18 protein-coding genes, 1 tRNA gene and 2 rRNA genes are annotated in these 22,144 nt (G+C 44.7%); 10 read left to right on the plus strand and 11 right to left on the minus strand.

Annotated elements, in window-relative coordinates; genetic code table 11:
- Window positions 1-130: 130 nt before the first annotated feature.
- The 7 genes from lpdA to ampD all read right to left on the minus strand — a co-directional run bounded on the left by lpdA (window position 131) and on the right by ampD (window position 9,989).
- Window positions 131-1,558: a dihydrolipoyl dehydrogenase gene (gene lpdA, locus L1D21_RS15095; protein ID WP_239846103.1), complete on the minus strand. Its 1,428-nt coding sequence runs from the start codon at window positions 1,556-1,558 to the stop codon at window positions 131-133.
- A gap of 152 nt (window positions 1,559-1,710) precedes the next feature.
- On the minus strand, window positions 1,711-3,675 hold the full coding sequence (gene aceF / locus L1D21_RS15100) for a pyruvate dehydrogenase complex dihydrolipoyllysine-residue acetyltransferase (RefSeq protein WP_239846104.1): 1,965 nt from the start codon (window positions 3,673-3,675) through the stop codon (window positions 1,711-1,713).
- Window positions 3,676-3,686: 11 nt separating this feature from the next.
- Window positions 3,687-6,353, minus strand: a complete 2,667-nt coding sequence (gene aceE, locus L1D21_RS15105; RefSeq protein WP_239846105.1) for a pyruvate dehydrogenase (acetyl-transferring), homodimeric type — start codon at window positions 6,351-6,353, stop codon at window positions 3,687-3,689.
- 82 nt (window positions 6,354-6,435) lie between these two features.
- Window positions 6,436-7,188 carry a pyruvate dehydrogenase complex transcriptional repressor PdhR gene (gene pdhR / locus L1D21_RS15110; RefSeq protein WP_239846106.1) on the minus strand — a complete coding sequence of 251 codons (753 nt, stop codon included), beginning with the start codon at window positions 7,186-7,188 and terminating at the stop codon, window positions 6,436-6,438.
- A gap of 259 nt (window positions 7,189-7,447) precedes the next feature.
- Window positions 7,448-8,437 (minus strand): aldo/keto reductase, encoded by a 990-nt coding sequence (locus tag L1D21_RS15115; protein WP_239846107.1) that lies wholly within the window; start codon window positions 8,435-8,437, stop codon window positions 7,448-7,450.
- A 106-nt stretch (window positions 8,438-8,543) separates the two neighbouring features.
- Window positions 8,544-9,404, minus strand: coding sequence for a beta-lactamase regulator AmpE (ampE, locus tag L1D21_RS15120; protein ID WP_239846108.1), 861 nt, complete (start codon window positions 9,402-9,404; stop codon window positions 8,544-8,546).
- 30 nt (window positions 9,405-9,434) lie between these two features.
- On the minus strand, window positions 9,435-9,989 hold the full coding sequence (gene ampD / locus L1D21_RS15125) for a 1,6-anhydro-N-acetylmuramyl-L-alanine amidase AmpD (protein ID WP_239846109.1): 555 nt from the start codon (window positions 9,987-9,989) through the stop codon (window positions 9,435-9,437).
- A gap of 406 nt (window positions 9,990-10,395) precedes the next feature.
- On the opposite strand from ampD, the gene nadC reads away from it, so the two are divergent.
- The 10 genes from nadC to mutT all read left to right on the plus strand — a co-directional run bounded on the left by nadC (window position 10,396) and on the right by mutT (window position 20,691).
- A complete protein-coding gene (nadC, locus tag L1D21_RS15130) occupies window positions 10,396-11,292 on the plus strand; it encodes a carboxylating nicotinate-nucleotide diphosphorylase (RefSeq protein ID WP_239846110.1) in 897 nt (298 codons plus the stop codon).
- A gap of 79 nt (window positions 11,293-11,371) precedes the next feature.
- Window positions 11,372-13,033: a Wzy polymerase domain-containing protein gene (locus tag L1D21_RS15135; RefSeq protein WP_239846111.1), complete on the plus strand. Its 1,662-nt coding sequence runs from the start codon at window positions 11,372-11,374 to the stop codon at window positions 13,031-13,033.
- 860 nt (window positions 13,034-13,893) lie between these two features.
- The gene (locus tag L1D21_RS15140) at window positions 13,894-14,280 is read left to right on the plus strand and encodes a prepilin-type N-terminal cleavage/methylation domain-containing protein (protein ID WP_275659020.1); all 387 of its coding nucleotides are present in this window, start codon (window positions 13,894-13,896) and stop codon (window positions 14,278-14,280) included.
- A 145-nt stretch (window positions 14,281-14,425) separates the two neighbouring features.
- Window positions 14,426-16,135, plus strand: a complete 1,710-nt coding sequence (gene pilB / locus L1D21_RS15145) for a type IV-A pilus assembly ATPase PilB (RefSeq protein WP_239846112.1) — start codon at window positions 14,426-14,428, stop codon at window positions 16,133-16,135.
- A gap of 134 nt (window positions 16,136-16,269) precedes the next feature.
- On the plus strand, window positions 16,270-17,547 hold the full coding sequence (locus tag L1D21_RS15150) for a type II secretion system F family protein (protein WP_239846113.1): 1,278 nt from the start codon (window positions 16,270-16,272) through the stop codon (window positions 17,545-17,547).
- Window positions 17,548-17,668: 121 nt separating this feature from the next.
- Window positions 17,669-18,580: an A24 family peptidase gene (locus L1D21_RS15155; RefSeq protein ID WP_239846114.1), complete on the plus strand. Its 912-nt coding sequence runs from the start codon at window positions 17,669-17,671 to the stop codon at window positions 18,578-18,580.
- A gap of 92 nt (window positions 18,581-18,672) precedes the next feature.
- Window positions 18,673-19,278 (plus strand): dephospho-CoA kinase, encoded by a 606-nt coding sequence (gene coaE / locus L1D21_RS15160; protein WP_239846115.1) that lies wholly within the window; start codon window positions 18,673-18,675, stop codon window positions 19,276-19,278.
- Between the two features lie 7 nt (window positions 19,279-19,285).
- Window positions 19,286-20,020: a cell division protein ZapD gene (gene zapD / locus L1D21_RS15165; protein ID WP_239846116.1), complete on the plus strand. Its 735-nt coding sequence runs from the start codon at window positions 19,286-19,288 to the stop codon at window positions 20,018-20,020.
- Between the two features lie 48 nt (window positions 20,021-20,068).
- The gene (yacG, locus tag L1D21_RS15170; RefSeq protein ID WP_239846117.1) at window positions 20,069-20,305 is read left to right on the plus strand and encodes a DNA gyrase inhibitor YacG; all 237 of its coding nucleotides are present in this window, start codon (window positions 20,069-20,071) and stop codon (window positions 20,303-20,305) included.
- Window positions 20,302-20,691 (plus strand): 8-oxo-dGTP diphosphatase MutT, encoded by a 390-nt coding sequence (mutT, locus tag L1D21_RS15175; protein ID WP_239846118.1) that lies wholly within the window; start codon window positions 20,302-20,304, stop codon window positions 20,689-20,691. Before yacG ends, mutT begins: the two co-directional genes overlap by 4 nt.
- 80 nt (window positions 20,692-20,771) lie before the next feature.
- Here mutT and L1D21_RS15180 read toward each other — a convergent pair whose 3' ends face one another.
- From L1D21_RS15180 to rrf (L1D21_RS15195), 4 genes are all read right to left on the minus strand, one after another.
- Window positions 20,772-21,200 carry an FKBP-type peptidyl-prolyl cis-trans isomerase gene (locus L1D21_RS15180; protein ID WP_239846119.1) on the minus strand — a complete coding sequence of 143 codons (429 nt, stop codon included), beginning with the start codon at window positions 21,198-21,200 and terminating at the stop codon, window positions 20,772-20,774.
- A 479-nt stretch (window positions 21,201-21,679) separates the two neighbouring features.
- Window positions 21,680-21,795 (minus strand): 5S ribosomal RNA (gene rrf, locus L1D21_RS15185).
- Between the two features lie 9 nt (window positions 21,796-21,804).
- A tRNA-Thr gene (locus L1D21_RS15190) sits at window positions 21,805-21,880 on the minus strand.
- A 117-nt stretch (window positions 21,881-21,997) separates the two neighbouring features.
- A 5S ribosomal RNA gene (rrf, locus tag L1D21_RS15195) occupies window positions 21,998-22,113 on the minus strand.
- Window positions 22,114-22,144 lie beyond the last annotated feature (31 nt).

Here is a 22,144-nt window from a genome sequence, read left to right on the forward strand (position 1 = left end):
GCTCTGGTTTAATACAATATAGAAATTATGCGCATAAAAAAAGCGCTCAATGAGCGCTTTTCTCTGGTCTGCTGAGCTTCAAATGACATTTTAGTCAGAAAGCTCAACAAGATTAATCATCTAATGACGATTACTTTTTCTTTTTTGCCTTTGGGTTTGGCAAATCAGTGATAGAACCTTCATAAATTTCAGCCGCTAAGCCTACTGACTCATGTAAGGTTGGGTGTGCGTGAATGGTTAATGCTAAATCTTCAGCATCACAACCCATCTCAATCGCTAGACCGATTTCACCCAATAGCTCACCACCATTAACACCCACAATGGCACCACCGATCACGCGGTGAGTTTCTTTATCGAAAATAAGCTTAGTCATACCGTCAGAGCAATCTGATGCGATAGCACGACCGCTTGCAGCCCATGGGAAAGTCGCTGTTTCATAAGCAATGCCTTGCTCTTTTGCTTCTTTCTCAGTTAGACCAACCCAAGCCACTTCTGGATCTGTGTAAGCAATCGATGGGATCACTTTTGGATCGAAGTAATGCTTCATACCGGCAATCACTTCAGCAGCCACGTGACCTTCATGCACACCTTTATGAGCCAACATAGGTTGACCAACGATGTCACCGATAGCGTAAATATGCGGTACATTGGTACGCATCTGCTTATCAACATTGATAAAGCCACGCTCATCAATCTTCACGCCCGCTTTATCGGCATCGATTGACTTACCATTTGGTGTACGGCCAATAGCAACCAATACAGCGTCATAACGAACGGGTTCGCTTGGCGCTTTTTTACCTTCCATTGAAACGTAGATACCATCTTCTTTCGCTTCAACTGCGGTCACTTTGGTTTCAAGAATAAGATTAAACTTCTTCTTGATCTTCTTAGTGTAAACGCGAACGATATCTTTATCGGCTGCAGGGATAACTTGGTCAAACATCTCAACCACGTCGATCTCACTACCGAGTGAAGAGTACACAGTACCCATCTCTAGGCCTATGATACCACCGCCCATAACCAATAGTTTACCCGGTACTTCTTTCAGCTCTAGCGCATCGGTCGAATCCCAAATGCGTGGATCTTCATGAGGAATAAAAGGTAACTGGATTGGACGAGAACCCGCAGCGATAATCGCTTGTTCGAAGTGAACAACCTTAACGCCATCTTCGCCAGCCACTTCAAGCGTGTTAGGGCCAGTAAACTTACCTAGGCCATTAACTACGTCAACTTTACGCATTTTAGACATGCCGCCTAAACCGCCAGTCAACTGAGCGATGACGCTTTGTTTGTAATCACGTAGTTTATCTAAGTCGATTTGAGGCTCACCAAAAACAACACCATGGCTGGCAACAGCTTTGGCTTCTTCAATCACTTTCGATACGTGTAATAGTGCCTTCGATGGGATACAACCCACGTTTAGACATACACCACCTAGCGTACTAAAGCGCTCAACGATCACAGTATCTAAACCGAGATCGGCAGCACGGAAAGCCGCCGAATAGCCCGCAGGACCTGCACCTAATACCACTACCTGAGTTTTGATTTCGTTACTCATGTTTTCCTCTATTCGTTCTCATTCCGTTGGACAGAACCTTGTCCCAACGTTAAATCACGCCAGCTTTTGAACGTCTGTTCTTGTAAGGTGGCCGCATTTTAACCTGTCAACAAATTAAACAAAAGGCTACTCGTGTTGAGTAGCCTTTATCATTACAAAATAAGTGTGCGGATATCGGACAGCATACTTGACAGTGTCACGCTGAAGCGTGCCGCCATAGCGCCATCGATAACGCGGTGATCGTATGATAAAGAAAGCGGCAACATTAACTTAGGCTCGAAATCTTTACCATTCCACTTAGGTTTAATTTCAGACTTAGATACACCCAGAATGGCTACATCAGGATAGTTCACAATCGGTGTAAATGCCGTACCACCAATGCCACCTAGGCTAGAAATGGTGAAACAACTACCTTGCATGTCGGCAGACTTTAGCTTGCCGTCACGGGCTTTCACTGAAATTTCCATCAATTCGGCTGACAGTTCAAGGATGCCTTTCTTATCGACATCACGAACCACAGGTACCACTAGACCATTTGGCGTATCAACCGCAACACCGATATGGTAGTACTTCTTCTTAATTAATGATTCACCGTCAGCACTCAAACTTGAGTTGAACACGGGGAACTGTTGCAATGTTTTAGCAACCGCTTTCATCATGAACACTAATGGCGTGATCTTAATACCGGTTTTCTGCTTCGCGGCCAGCTCATTTTGCTGCTTACGGAAGTTTTCAAGCTCTGTGATATCGGCTTCATCGAATTGGGTGACATGAGGAATCGTCACCCAGTTACGATGTAAGTTTGGACCTGAAATCTTCTGAATACGGCTTAATGGCACTTCTTCCACTTCACCAAATTTCGCAAAATCGACCTTAGGTGCAGCAATCACATTCAGGCCACCAGCGCCACCAGCAACCGCAGTTGCTGCAGAGGCTTTTGGACGGCTCAGTTCATACTTGATATAAGCCTGAACGTCTTCTTTAAGAATACGTCCCTTACGGCCACTACCCGTCACAAGAGTCAGGTCAGCACCAAACTCACGCGCTAAGCGACGAACCGCAGGTGAAGCATGTACTGCACCTGTTTTTGGCTGATTGCCTGCACTTGGGTGATGCGGTACAGGCGGCTTATTAGCTGCGGCAGTTTGAGCAGCAGGCGCACTCGGCGCGGCAGGCGCTGGGGCAGCAGGAGCCGCAACCGGAGCTGCAGGTGCACTCGATTGAGTTTCAATCGTTGCAATGACACTGCCTTGAGACACCTTGTCACCCACATTAACGGTCACAGAAATCAGTTTACCGGCAAACGGTGCTGGCACTTCCATGGTGGCTTTGTCAGTTTCTAGGGTGATCAAGCCTTGGTCGGCTTCGATAACATCACCCGCAGCAACCAGCACTTCAATCACATCCACATCAGCAGCATCGCCAATATCGGGGACGGCAATCTCTTTCACTTCAATGCTTGCAGCCGCTGGCGCAGCAGGAGCCGCTTCTGGCGCTGGCGCACTCGCAGCTGGAGCAGCTTCACCACCACTGATTTCTAACATCAGCACTAATGAACCTTGAGACACTTTGTCGCCCACGGCAACGTTAAGCGCTTTAACCACACCCGCTGAAGGTGCAGGCACCTCCATGGTGGCTTTGTCAGTTTCTAGCGTGATCAAACCGGTATCGACATCGATACTGTCACCCACGGCAACCAACACTTCAATCACATCCACATCAGCAGCATCGCCAATATCTGGCACTGTCACTTCAACCACTTGTGAGCCGCTAACTGCTGGTGCAGCTTCAGGTGCCGCAGCAGGTGCTGCTGGCGCTGGTTCTGCTTTGGCTGGCTCTGGCGCAACGGTCGCTGCAGCTGGAGCATCGGCTTGTGCTTCACCAGCACTCATCATTGCGATCAGAGAGCCTTGAGAAACTGTATCTCCCACTGCTACTTTTAGCTCTGCTAGCGTACCGGCGAAAGGCGCAGGAATATCCATGGTCGCCTTATCACTTTCAACTGTGATGATCGACTCTTCAGCTTCAAGCTTGTCGCCAACTGCAACGCAAATCTCGATAACTTGTACTTCATCCCCACCAATATCGGGGACTAAAACTTCTTTTAATTCAGCCATTATCTATCCCCTTACGCGAACTGTGGGTTGATCTTGTCAGTGTCGATACCATATTCAGCAATCGCTTTGGTCAACACTTCAACTGGCAACTCGTTACGATCCACGAGTGATTTTAGTGAGGCGATAACGATGAACTTAGCATCCACTTCGAAGTGGTGGCGTAAGTTTTCACGGCTATCACTGCGACCGAAACCGTCAGTACCCAAGACTTTGTAATCGGTTGGGATATAAGCACGTAGCTGCTCACCGTAAAGCTTCATGTAGTCTGTTGCTACAATGGCGGGTGACTCACTAGAAATCACTTGGCTAACATACGCTTGCTTAGGTGTTTCAGTTGGATGCAGCATGTTGTAACGCTCAGCCGCTTGGCCGTCGCGAGTTAGCTCGTTAAAGCTGGTCACACTGAACACATCTGAAGAAATACCGAAATCTTTCGCCAAGGCTTGCGCCGCTTTACGTACTTGCTCAAGGATGGTGCCACAGCCCATTAGCTGTACCTTACCTTTGCCGCTGCCTGAAACTGATTCAAGCTTGTAAATACCCTTAACGATACCTTCTTCGGCACCTTCTGGCATTTCTGGCTGAACATAGTTTTCGTTCATTGTGGTCAAGTAATAGAAGATATCTTCTTGGTTTTCGCCATACATACGACGGATACCATCTTGAACCACAACGGCAATTTCATAACCGTAAGTTGGGTCATAAGAGATACAGTTTGGAATCGTGTTAGCCAAAATATGGCTGTGACCGTCTTGGTGCTGTAGACCTTCACCGTTCAGGGTTGTACGACCAGAAGTACCACCAACCATGAAGCCACGTGCACGCATATCACCGGCAGCCCACGCCATATCACCAATACGTTGGAAACCAAACATAGAGTAGTAGATATAGAATGGAATCATTGGCATATCGTTAACAGAGTAACTGGTTGCCGCCGATACCCAAGATGACATAGCACCAAGTTCGTTAATGCCTTCTTGCAATACCTGACCTGTCTTATCTTCACGATAATAGGCCACTTGATCAGAATCCTGAGGCACATATTTTTGGCCTTCGTGAGCGTAAATACCCACTTGACGGAACAAGCCTTCCATACCAAAGGTACGCGCTTCATCAGGAATGATTGGCACGATGTTTTTGCCAATCTTCTTGTCTTTTAATAGCGCAGTAAGAATACGCACGAACGCCATTGTGCTTGAAATTTCACGGCCATTTGAGCCTTTTAATACCGCATCGAAAATCTTCAATGAAGGGACTTCAAGATCTTCAGAAAACTTCTCGCGACGAGCTGGCATTGCGCCATGTAGCTCTGCACGGCGTGCTTTAAGGTATTTAACCTCTTCTGAATCTGGACCAGGATGATAGAATGGGATCTCTTCCAGCTTGTCATCAGGGATCGGGATATTGAAACGGTCACGGAAATAACGTACCGCGCTGATATCCATCTTCTTCACGTTGTGAGCGATGTTTTTACCTTCACCCGCATCACCAAGACCATAACCTTTAACGGTTTTAGCTAGAATAACCGTTGGACGACCTTTAGTGTTTTTCGCGTGCTGAAGCGCCGCAAAAATCTTAACCGGATCGTGGCCACCACGGTTTAGACGCCAGATATCATCATCTGACATGTTAGCCACCATTTCGGCAGTTTCTGGGTATTTACCGAAGAAGTGCTCACGAGTATAAGCGCCACCTTTGGCTTTACAGTTTTGGTATTCACCATCAACGGTTTCTTCCATCAACTGCAGTAGCTTACCGCTAGTATCACGTGCCAATAATGGATCCCAGTAACGACCCCAAATCACTTTAACCGCTTCCCAGCCTGCGCCGCGGAATTCGCCTTCAAGCTCTTGGATGATCTTACCGTTACCACGTACAGGGCCATCAAGACGCTGTAGGTTACAGTTCACGATAAACACGAGGTTATCTAGCTCTTCACGTGCAGCAAGACCGATAGCACCTAAGGTTTCTGGCTCATCACACTCACCATCACCGAGGAAACAGTAAACGGTTTGTTCTGAACAATCTTTCAAACCACGGTCAGTCAGATACTTAAGGAAACGTGCTTGGTAAATAGCTTGGATTGGACCCAAACCCATAGAAACCGTTGGGAACTGCCAGTAATCCGGCATCAGCTTAGGGTGTGGGTAAGAAGATAAACCTTTACCATCGACTTCCTGACGGAAGTTGCTCATTTGATCTTCGGTAATACGGCCTTCAAGGAAAGAACGTGAATAGATACCTGGAGCAATATGGCCTTGGAAATAAACTAAGTCACCGCCATCTTTTTCATTTGGACCGCGGAAGAAGTGGTTAAAACACACATCATAAATCGTCGCACTAGAGGCGAAACTTGAAATATGGCCACCCAGCTCAAGATCTTTTTTAGATCCACGCAATACCATAGCCAAAGCATTCCAACGAACGATAGCGCGAATACGACGCTCCATCTCTTGGTTGCCAGGCATATGTGGCTCTTGACCAGCAGGAATCGTGTTTAAATAAGCCGTGGTAGCTTTGTAAGGCAAATGAGTACCGTTACGGCGAGCCTTATCAATCAGCTTCTCTAAAAGATAATGGGCACGTTCAGGACCTTCCTGTTCCAATACCGCTTGCAGCGAATCTACCCACTCTTGGGTCTCTAACGGATCTAAGTCTTGTAGCATATGTTCAGACATTTCGCAGTCCTTCTCTATATACATTAATGTATGAATTAATTAAAAAAAGTGACGATTAGACAATACCTATAAGATATCGAAACTAAACGCCACTCTTCAAACGGCGCAGACTACGCTGCAACCGACTATCTTCTTCCCGCACAGACAACATCACTTCCTCGATGTAACTCAAATGTTCATTCGAGGCTTCTCTTGCTGCTTCAGGATCACGACGAACAATCGCGGCCAATAAATCTCGCCTATGTTCATTCGCCATTTTGGATGCATCGGCACGACGGCTGAGCAATTCCAAGTTTTGCGCCACATTCTTATGCAGCACAGGGGATAAACTTAATACCAAGTGTAGCATCGCTACGTTATGTGAGGCTTCTGCTACGGCGCGATAAAAACACACAATCGCCTCAGCTTGCTCTTCAATGCCGCTGGCCGCTTCTACCGCTTGGATTTTTTCTTTGATGTTTTGCATGTCGGCATCGGTTCCCCGAAGCGCAGCAAAATAAGCCATCATGCCTTCCGTCGCATGACGAAACTCGAGTAGGTCGTATTGACTCTCAGAATCGTTGTGCATCAGCTCAACAATAGGATCAGCCAGGCTCTGCCAAAGTTGCTCTTTGACATAGGTGCCACCGCCTTGACGACGTAGCAACAAGCCTTTTGCTTCTAACTTTTGAATAGCTTCACGAAGGGATGGTCGAGAGACTTCAAATTGCAGTGCCAATTCACGCTCTGGAGGTAATTTCTGACCCGGTTGCAGACTGCCTTCTAGGATCATCTGCTCTAACTGATTCATAATTACATCAGAGATTTTTGGCTGGTTGATTTTGCTATAAGCCATAAGGCCCTCAGCTCCTATTGTAAATTGGTCTTACCAATTTCCTTGACTGAGCGCACTTTATCAAATCACATTTTCAATGTCCAGCTTGTGATTTAAATCAAATTAATAATTTATTTTGTGACAAAAACGCCAGTCGGCAAATAAAGTTTTAAGTCATCAGTAAAAGCGCTGTACCAAAGTATTAGCGCTTTTCACTTCTTTTAGTCGCTAACTGATATAGCCAGTAGCTGATATAGCCAGTCGCTATTCTAGTACACGTCTAGTACACACCGCGAATAGCCGGATGCACTTCGGCCTGATAAAAGCGATAAAGCTTATCGTGTAGGTTCTTCGGTAACGGCGCTAAATTCGACACCTTGGCGTTATTGATGGCTTGCTGGGGCGAACTTGCACCTGGGATAATACTTGTTACTGCTTTATGATCTAAAATCCAGCGCAGCGCTAACTGAGCCAAGGTCATCTCGGCAGGAAGTTCCCGTTTAAGTGCATCGGCCAACTCAACACCTTTTTCAAAGGGTAAGCCAGCAAAGGTTTCGCCCACATTAAACGCCTGACCATCGCGGTTAAAATTACGATGATCCTTTTCATCAAACTGAGTTTGTTTAGTAAATTTACCCGATAACAAACCACTGGCCAGCGGCAGACGAACAATCAGGCCGACCCCTTTAGCTTCGGCCTCAGGTAATAATTCGGTCAGCAGCTTTTGCCTAAAAATATTGAAGATGATCTGTAATGACTGCAGGCCTTCTTGCTGCATACACAGCAAGCCTTCCTCAACAGACTCGACACTGGCACCGAAAGTGCGAATTAAACCTTCTGCCTTAAAGTCGCGTAGCCAATCGAACACCTCGCCCTTTTGCATCTCACTGGTCGGAATACAATGCAATTGCAGCAGATCTAATGCATCGACATCTAAGCGGGTCAACGAGTTTTCGATGGCGTTTCTCATGGCATCTTTGCTATAAGATGCAGGATAAACATCGGCACCTCGACCAAATTTAGTCGCCACTCTCACCGTCTTATTGGTGTGCTTTAAAAACTCACCGATAAAGCTTTCACTCTGACCATTACCATACACATCCGCGGTATCGAAAAAGTTAATACCACTCTCTACCGCTGCGGTAAGGATTTCAAACGCTTTATCTTCAGAAAACGCCTTACCCCAGTCAGCACCAATCTGCCAGGTGCCCAGTCCCACTTCACTAATATCGAATCCGTTATTGCCACTACCTAATGTTCTTAATTTCATATGTATTTTCTCATACCACTTTTATTGATTTATACATCACATCGAAACTGTTCGTATCCCTAAGCTCGCTGCGGCGCTTGGTTAGCATTTAAACTGATCACCAACCTTAAACCACCACGCCAAATATGGTCAGCAACGCCAGTCCGGTTATCAGTAACACAGAATTACGTTTACTCAGGCGTAAAAGCGAAATGGTCGATCGCACACAAATAGGCGCATTGCTTTCTTCATTGCTTTCTTCAAGCGTTTCGGCCGCCAATGCCACTTCGGTAATCACTTCTCTCGCGGGCACACGCCAATTAAAGGCTAACTGCCGCCACTGATGTAATGCATCGGAAAAATGACCACTCAGCACATAGCCACAGGCAATCAAACGACTAGGCAGCCAGTCGAGCAGCGTTAACAACGGCTCAACTAAAGGTAATGGTGTTTGTTTAATTTTCGACTCATCAGCAAAATAACGCACAGTGCAATAAAACACCGCGCCCGCAGGGCCAAGAAACATCAGATAAAGCGCCACTGCGCCGTAAAAACGATAATTAAGCCAAGCCACTGTTTGGCCGACTTTCGTCCCTAACTCTTGTTCAGAATAAGCATCAATCTCTACATAAGGATCAAGCTCAGCCGCATGATGAAAACAGGCTTGAGCGTCACCACGACATGCAGCTTGGATATACAGTTTAAATATTTGTCTTTGCTTCAGATGGCTAAAACATAAAATCGCCACCGCCGTCCACAAGACTAAACTGACGATCCCCCAAAACATACCAGCCACAAACCAAGCCAACACCTGAATGCTCATCGCAGGCAACAATACCGCAATGGCCATCATCACATCGCTGGTTAATTGGTTACGACCAAAGAACAACTTTTCATATAGCGCCAGCAAGGTTTCAAGCTGCCACGCCTGGGGCAGCAACTTTAAGCGTTCTATCATGATCGCCACTAACAACGAAAACAGTGCCATCGATATCTATTCCTTTATATTGATTAACCCCTAAGGGCGAAGTCCACGCTTATACCTTTGCCAATCGAAACTTTCACCTGGGTCGGTTTTGCGTCCCGGTGCAATATCACAATGTCCCACAATCGAATCAGTATTGAGCATAGGATAAGCTTCAAACAAGGCCAATGTTAATTGCTGTAATTGTTGATATTGCGCATCGCTATAAGCCAAATCATCCGTGCCTTCCAGCTCAATACCAATAGCAAAATCATTACAGCCTTCTCGACCTTGATAGCTCGACACGCCCGCATGCCACGCCCTGTCATCACAACTGACGTATTGAACTACCTCACCATCACGGCGAATTAAAAAATGCGCCGACACAGTTAAACCGACCAAATCACAAAAGCTGCTGTCGGCATCGATATCTAAACAACCTTGAAACAGCTGATCGATATAGGGCAGACCAAACTGCCCTGCAGGCAAACTAATGTTATGGATCACCAACAGGCTCACTTCATTATCAGGCCGTTGATTAAAATGCGGCGACGCACATAATCGCGCCCCGTTCGCCCAGCCATCGACTAACCGAATGTCGTTCACCATGTCTGTTCTATTTCCACAAATGCCGCTCTCAAAACCTAAGTACAACCTCTGAGTATCAAATACTGAGTTAAGTTGATAAAAATCAATTAAAAAAGCTTAAACCCCAAGCGCAGTTGAAACAAGCCACTTTTAGCTAATTCTACAGACAAGAGGCTTAACCCTTGATAACCAGCTTTATCACTATCCGTCCACACCATTCCTCATAGCCCAATTAAAAGCACTCATTAAAAAGTGATAGTGAATAGCGGTAATTTTCACTGCTTTTTCCAACCAATTTGCTATCATCTTGCCCTAAATCACCTATGCTTGCAGCGGCTGTATCAAGTAACACGCTAAGCCTCAATTTAGGCTCGTCTATATTTCGATACCAGTTCAATGAAGTGCTGCGCAAAACGAGGAATGCACCATGCTGGAAAATGATATTCGACTTGCGGTAAAAGTCGCACTTGAAGAAGACCTAGGCTATCAAGCAGACAGTAACTTAACCCCTGAGCAAAAACTCGCTGCCGATATCACAGCGCAGTTGATCCCCAGCGACAAACACGCGCAAGCGGTGTTAATCACTCGCGAAGAAGGCGTTTTTTGCGGTAAAGCTTGGGCCGAGCAAGTGTTTAACCAACTCGGCGGTGAAGTGGCGCTGCACTGGCATGTCGATGACGGCGATCTACTGCTGCCTAACCAAGTGCTATGCGAACTATCGGGGCCTGCCCGCGCCATTTTAACCGGTGAACGCAGTGCGATGAACTTTATTCAAACATTGTCAGGTGTCGCTACGCTGACGAAACACTATGTCGACCGTATCGCAGGCACCCATTGTCAACTGCTCGACACCCGCAAAACCATTCCCGGTTTGCGCACCGCACAGAAATACGCCGTGACTTGCGGTGGCGGCAGAAACCACCGTATCGGCTTATTCGATGCATTCCTGATTAAAGAAAATCACATCATGGCTTGTGGCTCTATCGCCAAGGCTATCGAAGCCGCCAGAAAACTCGCCAGTAATAAGCTAGTAGAAGTAGAGGTTGAAAGCCTAGACGAACTCAAACAAGCACTGGATGCTCAAGCAGACATCGTCATGTTAGATAACTTCGATGTCACCATGATGCTGCAAGCGGTCGAGCTCAGCCAACGTATTCATAAAGAGCGAGGCCTCCCTGAAACTCAAAGGGCAAAGCTAGAAGTCTCTGGCAATGTTACCAGCGATACCATCACCGACTTTGCCAAAACCGGCGTCGATTACATCTCAGTCGGTGCATTGACCAAACATGTTAAAGCACTGGATCTATCTTTGAGATTGAAATAATGCTTTACTGAAAGTCATCATTCAAGCTGCTGAAAGCTAAAGATAATAAAAGCACAAAGTGCATTTAAAAGGATTTTGCATGACAACTGTAACCCAACGTTACTTCTACATTGTATTCGCGCTGATGTTTGCAGTTGGCATGCATTATTTTCAACATAACTTTGGAGGTGTTGGACTTGAATTACCCTTTAATCTGGTCGTCTGGTCATTTGTTTCTGTTCTTATAGGGTTAGGCTTATGGAGTAGCACTGAAAAAAACACTATTGTCTATTCCCCACTATTGATCTCAGTTTGTCTATTTACCTTAGTACTTTTTATTCCTATTTTATATGGGAAAAATGACCTTCTTCACAATAGCTATCAAAGACTTATCGGGCTAGTAGCAGGGCTTACCTTCCTATTTAGCCTTTATCAGATACGTCTGTCCTTGGAGTCATTACAAAAGCTCACATTTTGGATTCTTGTTGGCGTCATCATAGAAGGATTAACAGGGTTACTTCAGCAATATATAGATGTTTTTGGAAATTTAATTGGGTTTGATGCCACAACCATGAGGCCGTTCGGTGTTTTCAGACAACCGAATGTTGCATCAACGTTTTATGTTATGGGAATAGCACTCTCAGCTTACTTACTAACATTTAAGAAAGACATTACTAGAAAACAACAAGCGATACTCTACGCCGCAGCGATACTATCAAGCTGGCTAATCATCCTAAACAGCTCAAAAACCGGTACTATTTCGCTATTTGTTGTTCTACTGGGAACCGCCCCACTGCTATACCGCAAAGCCGACCGAAACATTTTACGCTACTGGTACCTATCGATTCTAATCGGATTATTCATCCCATTTTTGGTTAATGCCTTTAACGATGAGTTTTCTGTAAGACAAATTTCTGCCATCGTCAGACCCACCTTATATTTGGTTTCCTTATTGATTATCAGCAAAAACTTACTATCAGGAACCGGATACGGTAGTTTTAGCCATAGCTTCTACCAAGAGCAAGCAAATTACATTGAAACCCATAACTTCACAGCAAATCAATTTGCCAATAACGCAGAACATCCTCATAACGAACTTTTACTATGGGGGGTTGAAGGTGGAATATTGCCAATTATTGCGATAATCGCCATTGCTATATTTACGGCATATCGTTATTTTTCAAAAGGGTGGAAAGTTGGCTTATTCTTTTTAGCCATGTTATTCCCGTCACTGTTTCACTCAATGACTGAACTGCCTTATTATCATTCAGCCATCGTTTTCATCACCTTTATCTTTTCACTATTTATAATCGAAAAGTCTCTTTGTAAAGAATCAATTAGCAACATACCTAGCTATATCAACTTCAGGCTTAGTTCAATACTACTCCCATTAGTAACCCTAATTTTTATGTTAAGTAGCCTACATACATTCCAATGCCTTAATAATTATGCCAAAAGTGGCAACTCTCAAGGCCGATATTTACAGCAAATAATCAATCCACTTCCAATTCCAAACCAAATAGAATATTCCTGGTTTTTAGCTCCTCTGCTCACCCAGAAAACTAATCCGGATGCCATTCCCTATTTTATCGAATCTACTAGTGAGCTAGTCGATTACTGGCCTAGAGCTAGACTATACAACGACCTTGCGGTTGCTTATAAAATGATAGGCGATGAAAATCTAGCCCTTAAATATCATCAAGAGGGAAAACGCCTGTTTCCTGATTTTAGAGAGTTAACGCCTTTACAAGAAAAACAGTAACCCTCACAAACAAAAGTGATGTGACAAATTAAATCGTTTTGGAACACTTAAAACAAAAAGTTCAAGCAGAAAGCTGAAACAAAAAAATAACAAACAAGATGGCGAGTATAGTTTGCACAATTAAACCATCTAACACGTTAAAAATTTGACACTTTATACAATAGGCGTCAAACAATCTTACAAAGCCAAAAAAACACTATAATTTTTTGTAGTCCGAGTTGATTTCCTTAGAGTTTTTATAAAAAAATTAATGGTTTGTGAGGAATGACTATTTCTTTTAACTAAAGTTTGTAATAAGTTTGTTTACCAATGAGGCGAGGCTTTATTGCTTCATGAAAGGCCAGATTTAATCGGCTTTTTTTGACCATTTTTTAGCTATGAGGTTAAAAACTCATGGTCAAAAAGGATGATTTAGATCACAATTAACAGGTGGCTCTTGTTAAAAAAATGATATATTTATTTGACACTGAGTCGCATTTGACTAGCTTATAACTTATCAAGCTAATTTGGTTGAAATTTTTGTACTTTCTCGAATTTTTTCAAAATAGGGGGGGAGTGACGAAACTTCACAATAGTTGGGTCTTGGTACGCAAGTGACAAGCAATTAGGTTAATTGAAACAGTGGTACTAGCAGCAACAAATATAAAAAGTAGTAACTATTTAGTTGTAAGTATTAGCAGTAACTATTAGTAGTAAGTAATAGTAGGTAATAGTAGTCGTACATCTAGCAACCAAAGCAACAGCAAGCCAGTGGCAATCTGATGTTTAGGGGCTGAAATCTTAGGCTGTAAAGCTAGCGATTAGCTGCAATAGCTATCAATCACAGCAGAAGATTATTTTTATCAAACGGAGAGAGTAAAATGAAAGCTATCAACTTGAACAAAAAGATGAACAACACCAAGGGTTTCACCTTGATCGAATTGATGATCGTGGTAGCGATTATCGGTATTTTGGCAGCGATCGCGCTACCTGCTTATCAAGAATATGTGAATAAAAGCAAAATCAACTCTTGTATGGGTGAAGCATCTGCATACGTAAAAGCAAAATCAGCATCAGTTCTAGGTGAGACAACCCAAAGTATATATACCCCTGTTTCCTGTACAGCTACTGTTGATACAACTATTCTGGGCAGCATAGCTACAACATTAGCCCAATTATCGGGGGCAACCACTACATTTACAGCTAAAGATGCTAGCACAACCGATATCCAATGTAGCTGGGATACAGCTACTTGTGCAAAACTATAAATATATAGTTATCTAGACATATTTGGTTCAGATAACAGATCATATAGGAGAGCTAGGATTCTGGCTCTTCTATTTTTGCTTTCGAGAGTTACTCCCAGTTATTGAAATAGACCAACTCCAATAGTAATAAGTTAGGAATATATTAATGCCTACGACAGGTCTTCATTTAGGTTTATCCACTCTGTTTATTCGCAAGCAACTGCTGAGCGAAGAACAGATTGCATCGGCCATCACTAAGTCTAGGCAAAGCAAACAATCTTTAGTTTCCACCATCGTAAGCGAACAGTTGATCCCAGCAAAAGCCATTGCCGAACTCTGTTATGAAGAGTATGGCACCCCCCTGCTCGATCTCGATGAATTTGATATTACTAGTATTCCCGAGCAGTTTGTTAACCGCAAGCTAATCGAAAAACATAAATGCCTGCCGCTGTTTAAACGCGGTAATCGCCTCTATATCGGTACCTCAGACCCCACCAACATTGCAGCCTTAGAAGATTTCCAATTTAGCGCTGGCCTGCACGCCGAAGCCATATTGGTTGAAGATGACAAACTCACTAAAGCCCTAGAAAAGGTACTAGAGGAAGATATTTCGGCGCTTGATCTCGAAGGTATCGATGAAGAGTCACTGGCGGGTATAGAAGTCTCTGACACCGACAAACGCAACGAAGACCCAACTGCCGATGGCAGTGACGATGCACCGATTGTTATCTATATTAATAAAATTCTCACCGATGCCATACGTAAAGGGGCATCGGATTTACACTTTGAACCTTACGAGAAACGTTATCGTATCCGCTTTCGAATCGATGGAATCCTGCACGAAGTCTCCGAGCCACCAGTAAATCTGGCCGCGCGTATTTCGGCGCGATTAAAAGTCATGTCAAAATTGGATATCGCCGAGCGCCGCGTGCCTCAAGATGGCCGCATTAAGATGAAGCTGTCGCGCACCAAGTCGATCGATTTCCGTGTCAGTACCTTGCCCACCATCTGGGGCGAAAAAATTGTAATGCGTATCTTGGACTCCTCTTCCGCCCAGCTTGGCATCGAAAAACTTGGTTATGAAGACGAACAACGCGAACTCTATGAGCAGATGCTTGCCAAGCCACAAGGCATGATACTGGTCACCGGCCCGACTGGCTCGGGTAAAACAGTCTCCCTTTATACCGGTTTAAATATTCTCAATACCGAAGAGCGCAATATCTCTACCGCCGAAGACCCGGTCGAAATTAACCTCGAAGGGGTTAACCAGGTGCATATTAATTTAAAAGCCGGCCTGACCTTTGCTTCTGCACTGCGCTCCTTCCTGCGTCAAGACCCCGATGTGGTGATGGTGGGTGAGATCCGTGACCTAGAAACCGCCGAAATTGCTATTAAGGCGGCACAAACCGGTCACTTGGTTTTATCCACCTTACACACCAACTCTGCCGCCGAAACCCTGACTCGTCTGATTAATATGGGGGTTCCCGGCTATAACATTGCCAGTTCGGTTAACTTAATTATCGCTCAGCGACTGGCAAGGCGGCTGTGCACCGAATGTCGCCAAGCAGAAGATATTCCCGAACATGAATTGCTGAAACTGGGCTTTAATCAACAGCAGATAGATGACGGCTTTACCGTTTATAAAGCCGTAGGTTGTGACCTGTGCTCTGGCGGTTATAAAGGCCGTGTCGGTATTTACGAAGTGATGAAGATGTCAGATGAGATTGCCCGTACTATTATGGAAGGAGGCAACTCATTACATATCGCCACTCAAGCCAAACAACAAGGCATGCGTGATTTGCGTGATTCAGGGCTGCGCAAAGTGGTCGCCGGTGTCACCAGTATTGCCGAAATTAACCGAGTGACCAGCTTCTAGAAAGCTGTAAGTCTTAAGCTATCTGTATTGAGTGGGTAAGTATTGAGCGGGTAAGTAGCGAGCCTTAAACAACCCCACAACTTATAGCTTACCGCTTAAAACTTAACACTTCTTTTTTAAACAAAGGATTTTCTATGGCCACCGCCTCTCTTGCTAAAGCGAAAGCGCAAACCAAAAATAAAAAAGGCAAGTCTAAAAACACTCAGGCAAAAGTATTTACCTTCGAGTGGAAAGGCACCAACCGTGACGGCAAAAAAACCTCAGGCGAGCTCAGAGGCAGCTCATCAAACGAAATTAAGGCGCAGCTAAAGTCGCAGGGTGTAAACCCCAAAGTCGTAAAGAAAAAGCCCGAACCGCTATTTAAGAGCAACCCTAAAATCAAGGCGATGGATATCGCCATGATCACCCGTCAAATTGCCACCATGCTGGCAGCGGGTGTACCGATTGTCACCACATTAGAGATGCTCGGTCGTGGTCATGAAAAACCGCGTATGCGAGAGCTACTTGGCACCATAGTCTCAGATGTGCAATCGGGTATTCCATTGTCAGACTCTTTACGACCACACAGACAATATTTCGATGATCTCTATGTGGACTTAGTCGCCGCTGGCGAACATTCAGGCTCTCTGGATGCAGTATTCGATCGCATCGCCACTTACCGCGAAAAAGCCGAGGCCTTAAAGTCTAAAATTAAGAAAGCCATGTTCTACCCAGCTGCGGTTGTTATTGTTGCAATAGCAGTCACCGCACTTTTGTTACTTTTTGTAGTACCTCAATTTGAAAGTATTTTCGCTGGATTCGGCGCTGAACTGCCTGCCTTTACTCAAATGATTGTTGGTATATCCCGTTGGTTACAAACCTCGTGGTACTTCTTCGTCATAGCCATCATTATCGGCATGTGGGCGTTTAGACGTGCTCACCTAAAATCAGAAAAGTTCCGTAATAAAATCGATCAATTAGTCCTAAAAATTCCTGTTATCGGTGACATTTTACACAAAGCCGCCATGGCGCGTTTTGCCCGTACTCTAGCCACCACCTTTGCTGCGGGTGTGCCTTTAATAGATGGCCTTGAATCTGCCGCTGGCGCTTCAGGTAACTATGTTTATCGCAGCGCGTTAATTAAAGTTCGCACAGAAGTGATGTCGGGCATGCAGATGAATGTCGCCATGCGTACCACAGCGTTATTCCCTGATATGTTGATCCAGATGGTAATGATTGGTGAAGAATCTGGCGGCCTCGATGACATGCTCAACAAAGTGGCCAACATCTATGAGATGCAAGTCGATGATGCTGTCGATGCATTATCGAGTTTGATCGAACCAATTATGATGGTGGTGATTGGTATTTTAGTGGGTGGCTTGATTGTCGGTATGTATCTGCCCATCTTCCAGCTAGGTAATGTGGTCGGCTAACAAACGAGAGTAGAAAGGGGTGAGGCTCTAGTGTCCCACCTCTTTAGCCTCACCCCATGGATCGACACTATTGGCCTGGTTATATACAATCCATTAATTAACAGCTAACCCCTTAAAAATAATGACTGAATTTCTCAATTTAATGGCGCAGTATCCTTGGCTGTTCGCCGCAATTAGCTTTGTTTTTGCCGCGACTATTGGCAGCTTTGTTAATGTGGTTATCCATCGCCTACCCTTGATGATGAAGCGCGAGTGGCAGCAAGAATGTAATCATTATTTGGCTGAGTATCATCAACCTCTGATTAAAGATATTGAACAGCAGCTTGCTGAGCCGATTGATAGCTACCCCGAAAAATACAACTTAATGGTGCCCGGTTCAGCCTGCCCCAAATGCAAAGCCGATATCAAGCCTTGGCATAATTTGCCTATTCTGGGCTGGTTAATGCTCAAGGGGAAATGCGCTAATTGTAAAACCGCCATCTCTGCGCGCTACCCCATTATTGAAGCGATAACGGGTATTGCAGTCGCTTACCTTGCCTACCATTTTGGCCCCACTTGGCAATTTGCCTTTGCGGCTATCCTCACTTTTGTATTAATTGCATTAACTGGTATCGACCTCGATGAAATGCTACTGCCAGATCAACTCACCTTGCCGCTGCTGTGGTTAGGACTGGTCATCAATCTTAATAACGTGTTTACTTCACCAACAGATGCCATCATAGGTGCCGCAGCTGGCTATTTGAGCCTCTGGAGTGTGTTTTGGTGCTTTAAACTGCTTACAGGTAAGGAAGGCATGGGCTATGGCGACTTTAAGCTGCTAGCCGTTTTCGGTGCTTGGTTTGGCTGGCAACTGCTGCCTTTGATTATTTTACTTTCTTCTGTCGTCGGCGCTGTAGTGGGCGGATTGATGATTTTTAATAAAAAGCTTAATGCGGGTAATCCAATTCCCTTCGGCCCTTACATTGCGTTTGCTGGCTGGATTGCCATGATTTGGGGTGAGCAGATAATCAACTGGTATCTATCGACGCTTTGATAAGCGACTTGTTCTGACAAACAGCCTAGCGCTAACACTTGTAACCTAGCGCTGGCACTTGGGTTTTCGCACTTATTAAATAAAGAATCATTATGTCTAATTTTGTCGTGGGTCTCACTGGCGGTATTGGAAGTGGCAAAACCACTGTCGCTAATCTGTTTGCAGAGCTAGGCATCACCTTAGTCGATGCCGATATCGTTAGCCGTGAAGTTGTGGCAAAAGGCAGTCATGGATTGGCTGCCATTGTCGACCACTTTGGTGAAGCCATCTTGTTACAAAATGGTGAACTCGATAGAGCGGCACTGCGAGAAAAAATCTTCAGCAATCCAGCAGAAAGAGAGTGGCTCAACAACCTGCTGCATCCGATGATCCGTCAAGAAATGTTAAATCAGTTACAAAATGCTAACTCAGCCTATGCAATTTTAGTCGTTCCCTTGCTATTTGAGAATGGTTTAGATAGGTTAGTCAATTGCACTTTAGTGATTGATATTTCACCAGAGATGCAAATTAAGCGCACCATGGAACGGGATGATGTTAGCGCTCAGCAGGTTCAAAATATCATCGATAGCCAAGCCAGTAGAAACGACAAACTGGCGAAAGCCGATGATGTCATCGACAATCAGGGATCGATAACTGCATTAAAAAGCAAAGTAGCGAGCTTACATAATAAATACTTAAAATTAGCCGAATGCACTTGATAATGTCATGAATGAATTGATCTATGAACAGCCACTAAATGAAAAGACACGCAGTTACCTGCGTTTAGAATATCTAGCTGAACAATTGCATCACAATTTTGAGCAAGATCATCAGCATAGATGTTTCTACCCGCTATTTTCATTGTGTGAATTAACGGAGCGCTGTGATTATCGTAATGACATCATTAAAGATGTCGATAAACAGCTGCAAAGCTTCAAGCAATGGCAAAACCAACCTCATATCGACGAGCAGCAAATCAGTTATTATGTCGATAAGCTGCAACAAGCCCGCAAATGCTTAATCAACTGTGATCGCCCCGGACAAGTGCTGAAGCAAGACAGATTTTTATCTGCGCTCAGACAACGCTTTGGTATGCCCGGCGCTTGCTGTAATTTCGACCTGCCGCAATTACACTATTGGCTCGCTAAACCTTGGCATGTTCGCCAGCAGGAATATCAAGCTTGGACAGCTCACTTTGAATGTCTATTAACCCCCATTAAATTACTGCTCGAACTCACCCGTAAGAACACCATTTATCATCCCGCACAAGCCGTAGCCGGCTTTTATCAAGGCTCTAGCGATCATGCGTTATCGCTTATTCGCGTCAAGCTCGATGCTTCTCAAGGTTGTTACCCAACGATCAGCGGTAATCGTAATCGCTATGCGATTCACTTTGTGTTATTTGAACAACAAAAACATTCAGATAAATCCATCGACTTTATGTTGGCAACCTGCGACTAAACTGATTACCATACCTCGATATCTTTTTGTCGATTGTTGGAAATTTTTATGCCCACTCTAGTTAACTGCCCAACTTGCAAAGCCGAAGTTGAATGGTCAGCCTCCTCTCCGTTTAAGCCATTTTGCAGTGAGCGCTGTAAGTTAATCGATCTCGGAGATTGGGCATCTGAAAAACACGCTATTCCGGTAAAACCTGAGTTTGATGCAGAATCATTAGATGCGCTCGGATACGATGAAGCAGATTTTTTTAAAACTGATTTTGATTCTGAGGATAGCAACCAATGAAGCGTGTGCATGTAGCCGTTGGCGTTATCCTCAATAACGATAATCAAGTGTTATTGGCTAAGCGTCCCGATCATCTGCACCAAGGTGGTAAGTGGGAGTTTCCAGGCGGTAAAGTCGAGAGCAACGAAACCACCACACAAGCATTAGCCCGCGAACTAAAAGAAGAGGTAAATCTCAGCGTTGACGACACCGCGCCGTTAATGACTATTTCTCACGATTACCCCGATAAACAAGTATTACTTGATATCCATACCATAAAATCCTTCTCAGGCGAGGCACAGGGCTTAGAAGGGCAAATGATTAAGTGGGTTGAATTGAGCGATATTGAAAACTACGACTTTCCAGAAGCCAACGCCCCCATTGTCGAAGCGATAAAGCTGTTATAACGATTAAGTGGTAAGTGGTAAGCTCTGTTTGTGCTTTAGCTTATGACTTACCACTTTTTACTCATCACGCTTTAAACCAATTACACGGTACGTATTAAACGTATATCAAAATGCAGTACCGCATTTGCCCCTATTTTACCGCCATTGCCCTTACGTCCCCAAGCGAGATCTGCAGGGATCATAAACTCATATCGAGAGCCAATCGGCATTAACAAAATCGCTTCGCGTAATCCCTCAATCGCTTCATCTAGCTCAAATGTTTCCGGCATCCCCGCCTTATAGGTATCAGCAATCACGCTACCATCGGCTAATAAAATCCGCTGATTAATGACAACGCTATCGGTTTCATTGACGTAGTGCCCATCAACATGCTCGATCACACGGTACATCAAGCCTGAATAGCAAATTTGAGTCTCTGGATGAGCGCTGAACTTCTCGATGAAGCGCTCACTATTTTTACGATTACCGCCAGAGGAACCTTTAGATTTAGTCGTCTGCTTACGTGCCATGATTGCCCTTAATTTGCTATCGCTAATTGTATGATGATTATAATCAAAAGAGGCGGTGGAAAGAAGTCGCGAGCTTCAAATCGCGAGCCTCGAAAAGCAAGAGCAGTCTCGAATACAAGGTTCTGGTCCTTGCTCACCATAGCCCAAACGCAAAAAAACCACCTTATTCAGGTGGCTTCTTCACTTAGCGTTTTTGTCTTCACTTTTTGAAAAAGTGAAAACCCAAGTGGCGCCTGTCATGGCCAGCTTCGAGCAAGGCTCTCCGCGTTCCCCCCTTGCATCAAACTTCGTTCGATAAGCGCAAGAGCTTCACCCTACTATTTATTATCCTCGCAGGGGACACATGGAAAGGTGGCCTGCTTTGCAGGCGCTCCCTTCATTCCCATGTTCGAGTCGATATTTCAAAAGCTGTTAAACGAAAAAATCCCTAGCACGCTGTGCTAGGGATTTTTCGACTCTCTTTCGAGAATAAGTTAGGCGCCTGGAAATGACCTACTCTCACATGGGGAGACCCCACACTACCATCGGCGCGATTGCGTTTCACTTCTGAGTTCGGGATGGGATCAGGTGGGGCCACAATGCTATGGTTTCCAGACAAATTTAGTGGTGCTGATACCCAGAATCGAACTGGGGACCTCATCCTTACCAAGGATGCGCTCTACCGACTGAGCCATATCAGCACAAATACTTTAATAACAAGATGTCTTACACATTCTGCATCTGTTACTTTGTTTCTACTTTAAATAGAAACTTAAACGCTTACACAAAGTTACTTTGTAACTTCATATAAATTAAGCGCCTGGAAATGACCTACTCTCACATGGGGAGACCCCACACTACCATCGGCGCGATTGCGTTTCACTTCTGAGTTCGGGATGGGATCAGGTGGGGCCACAATGCTATGGTTTCCAGACAAAAAAGGAAATTTGAAAAGCTGCTCTCGT

This window comes from Shewanella sp. Isolate11 (assembly GCF_022398315.1).
In the GTDB taxonomy this organism is placed as follows: domain Bacteria; phylum Pseudomonadota; class Gammaproteobacteria; order Enterobacterales; family Shewanellaceae; genus Shewanella.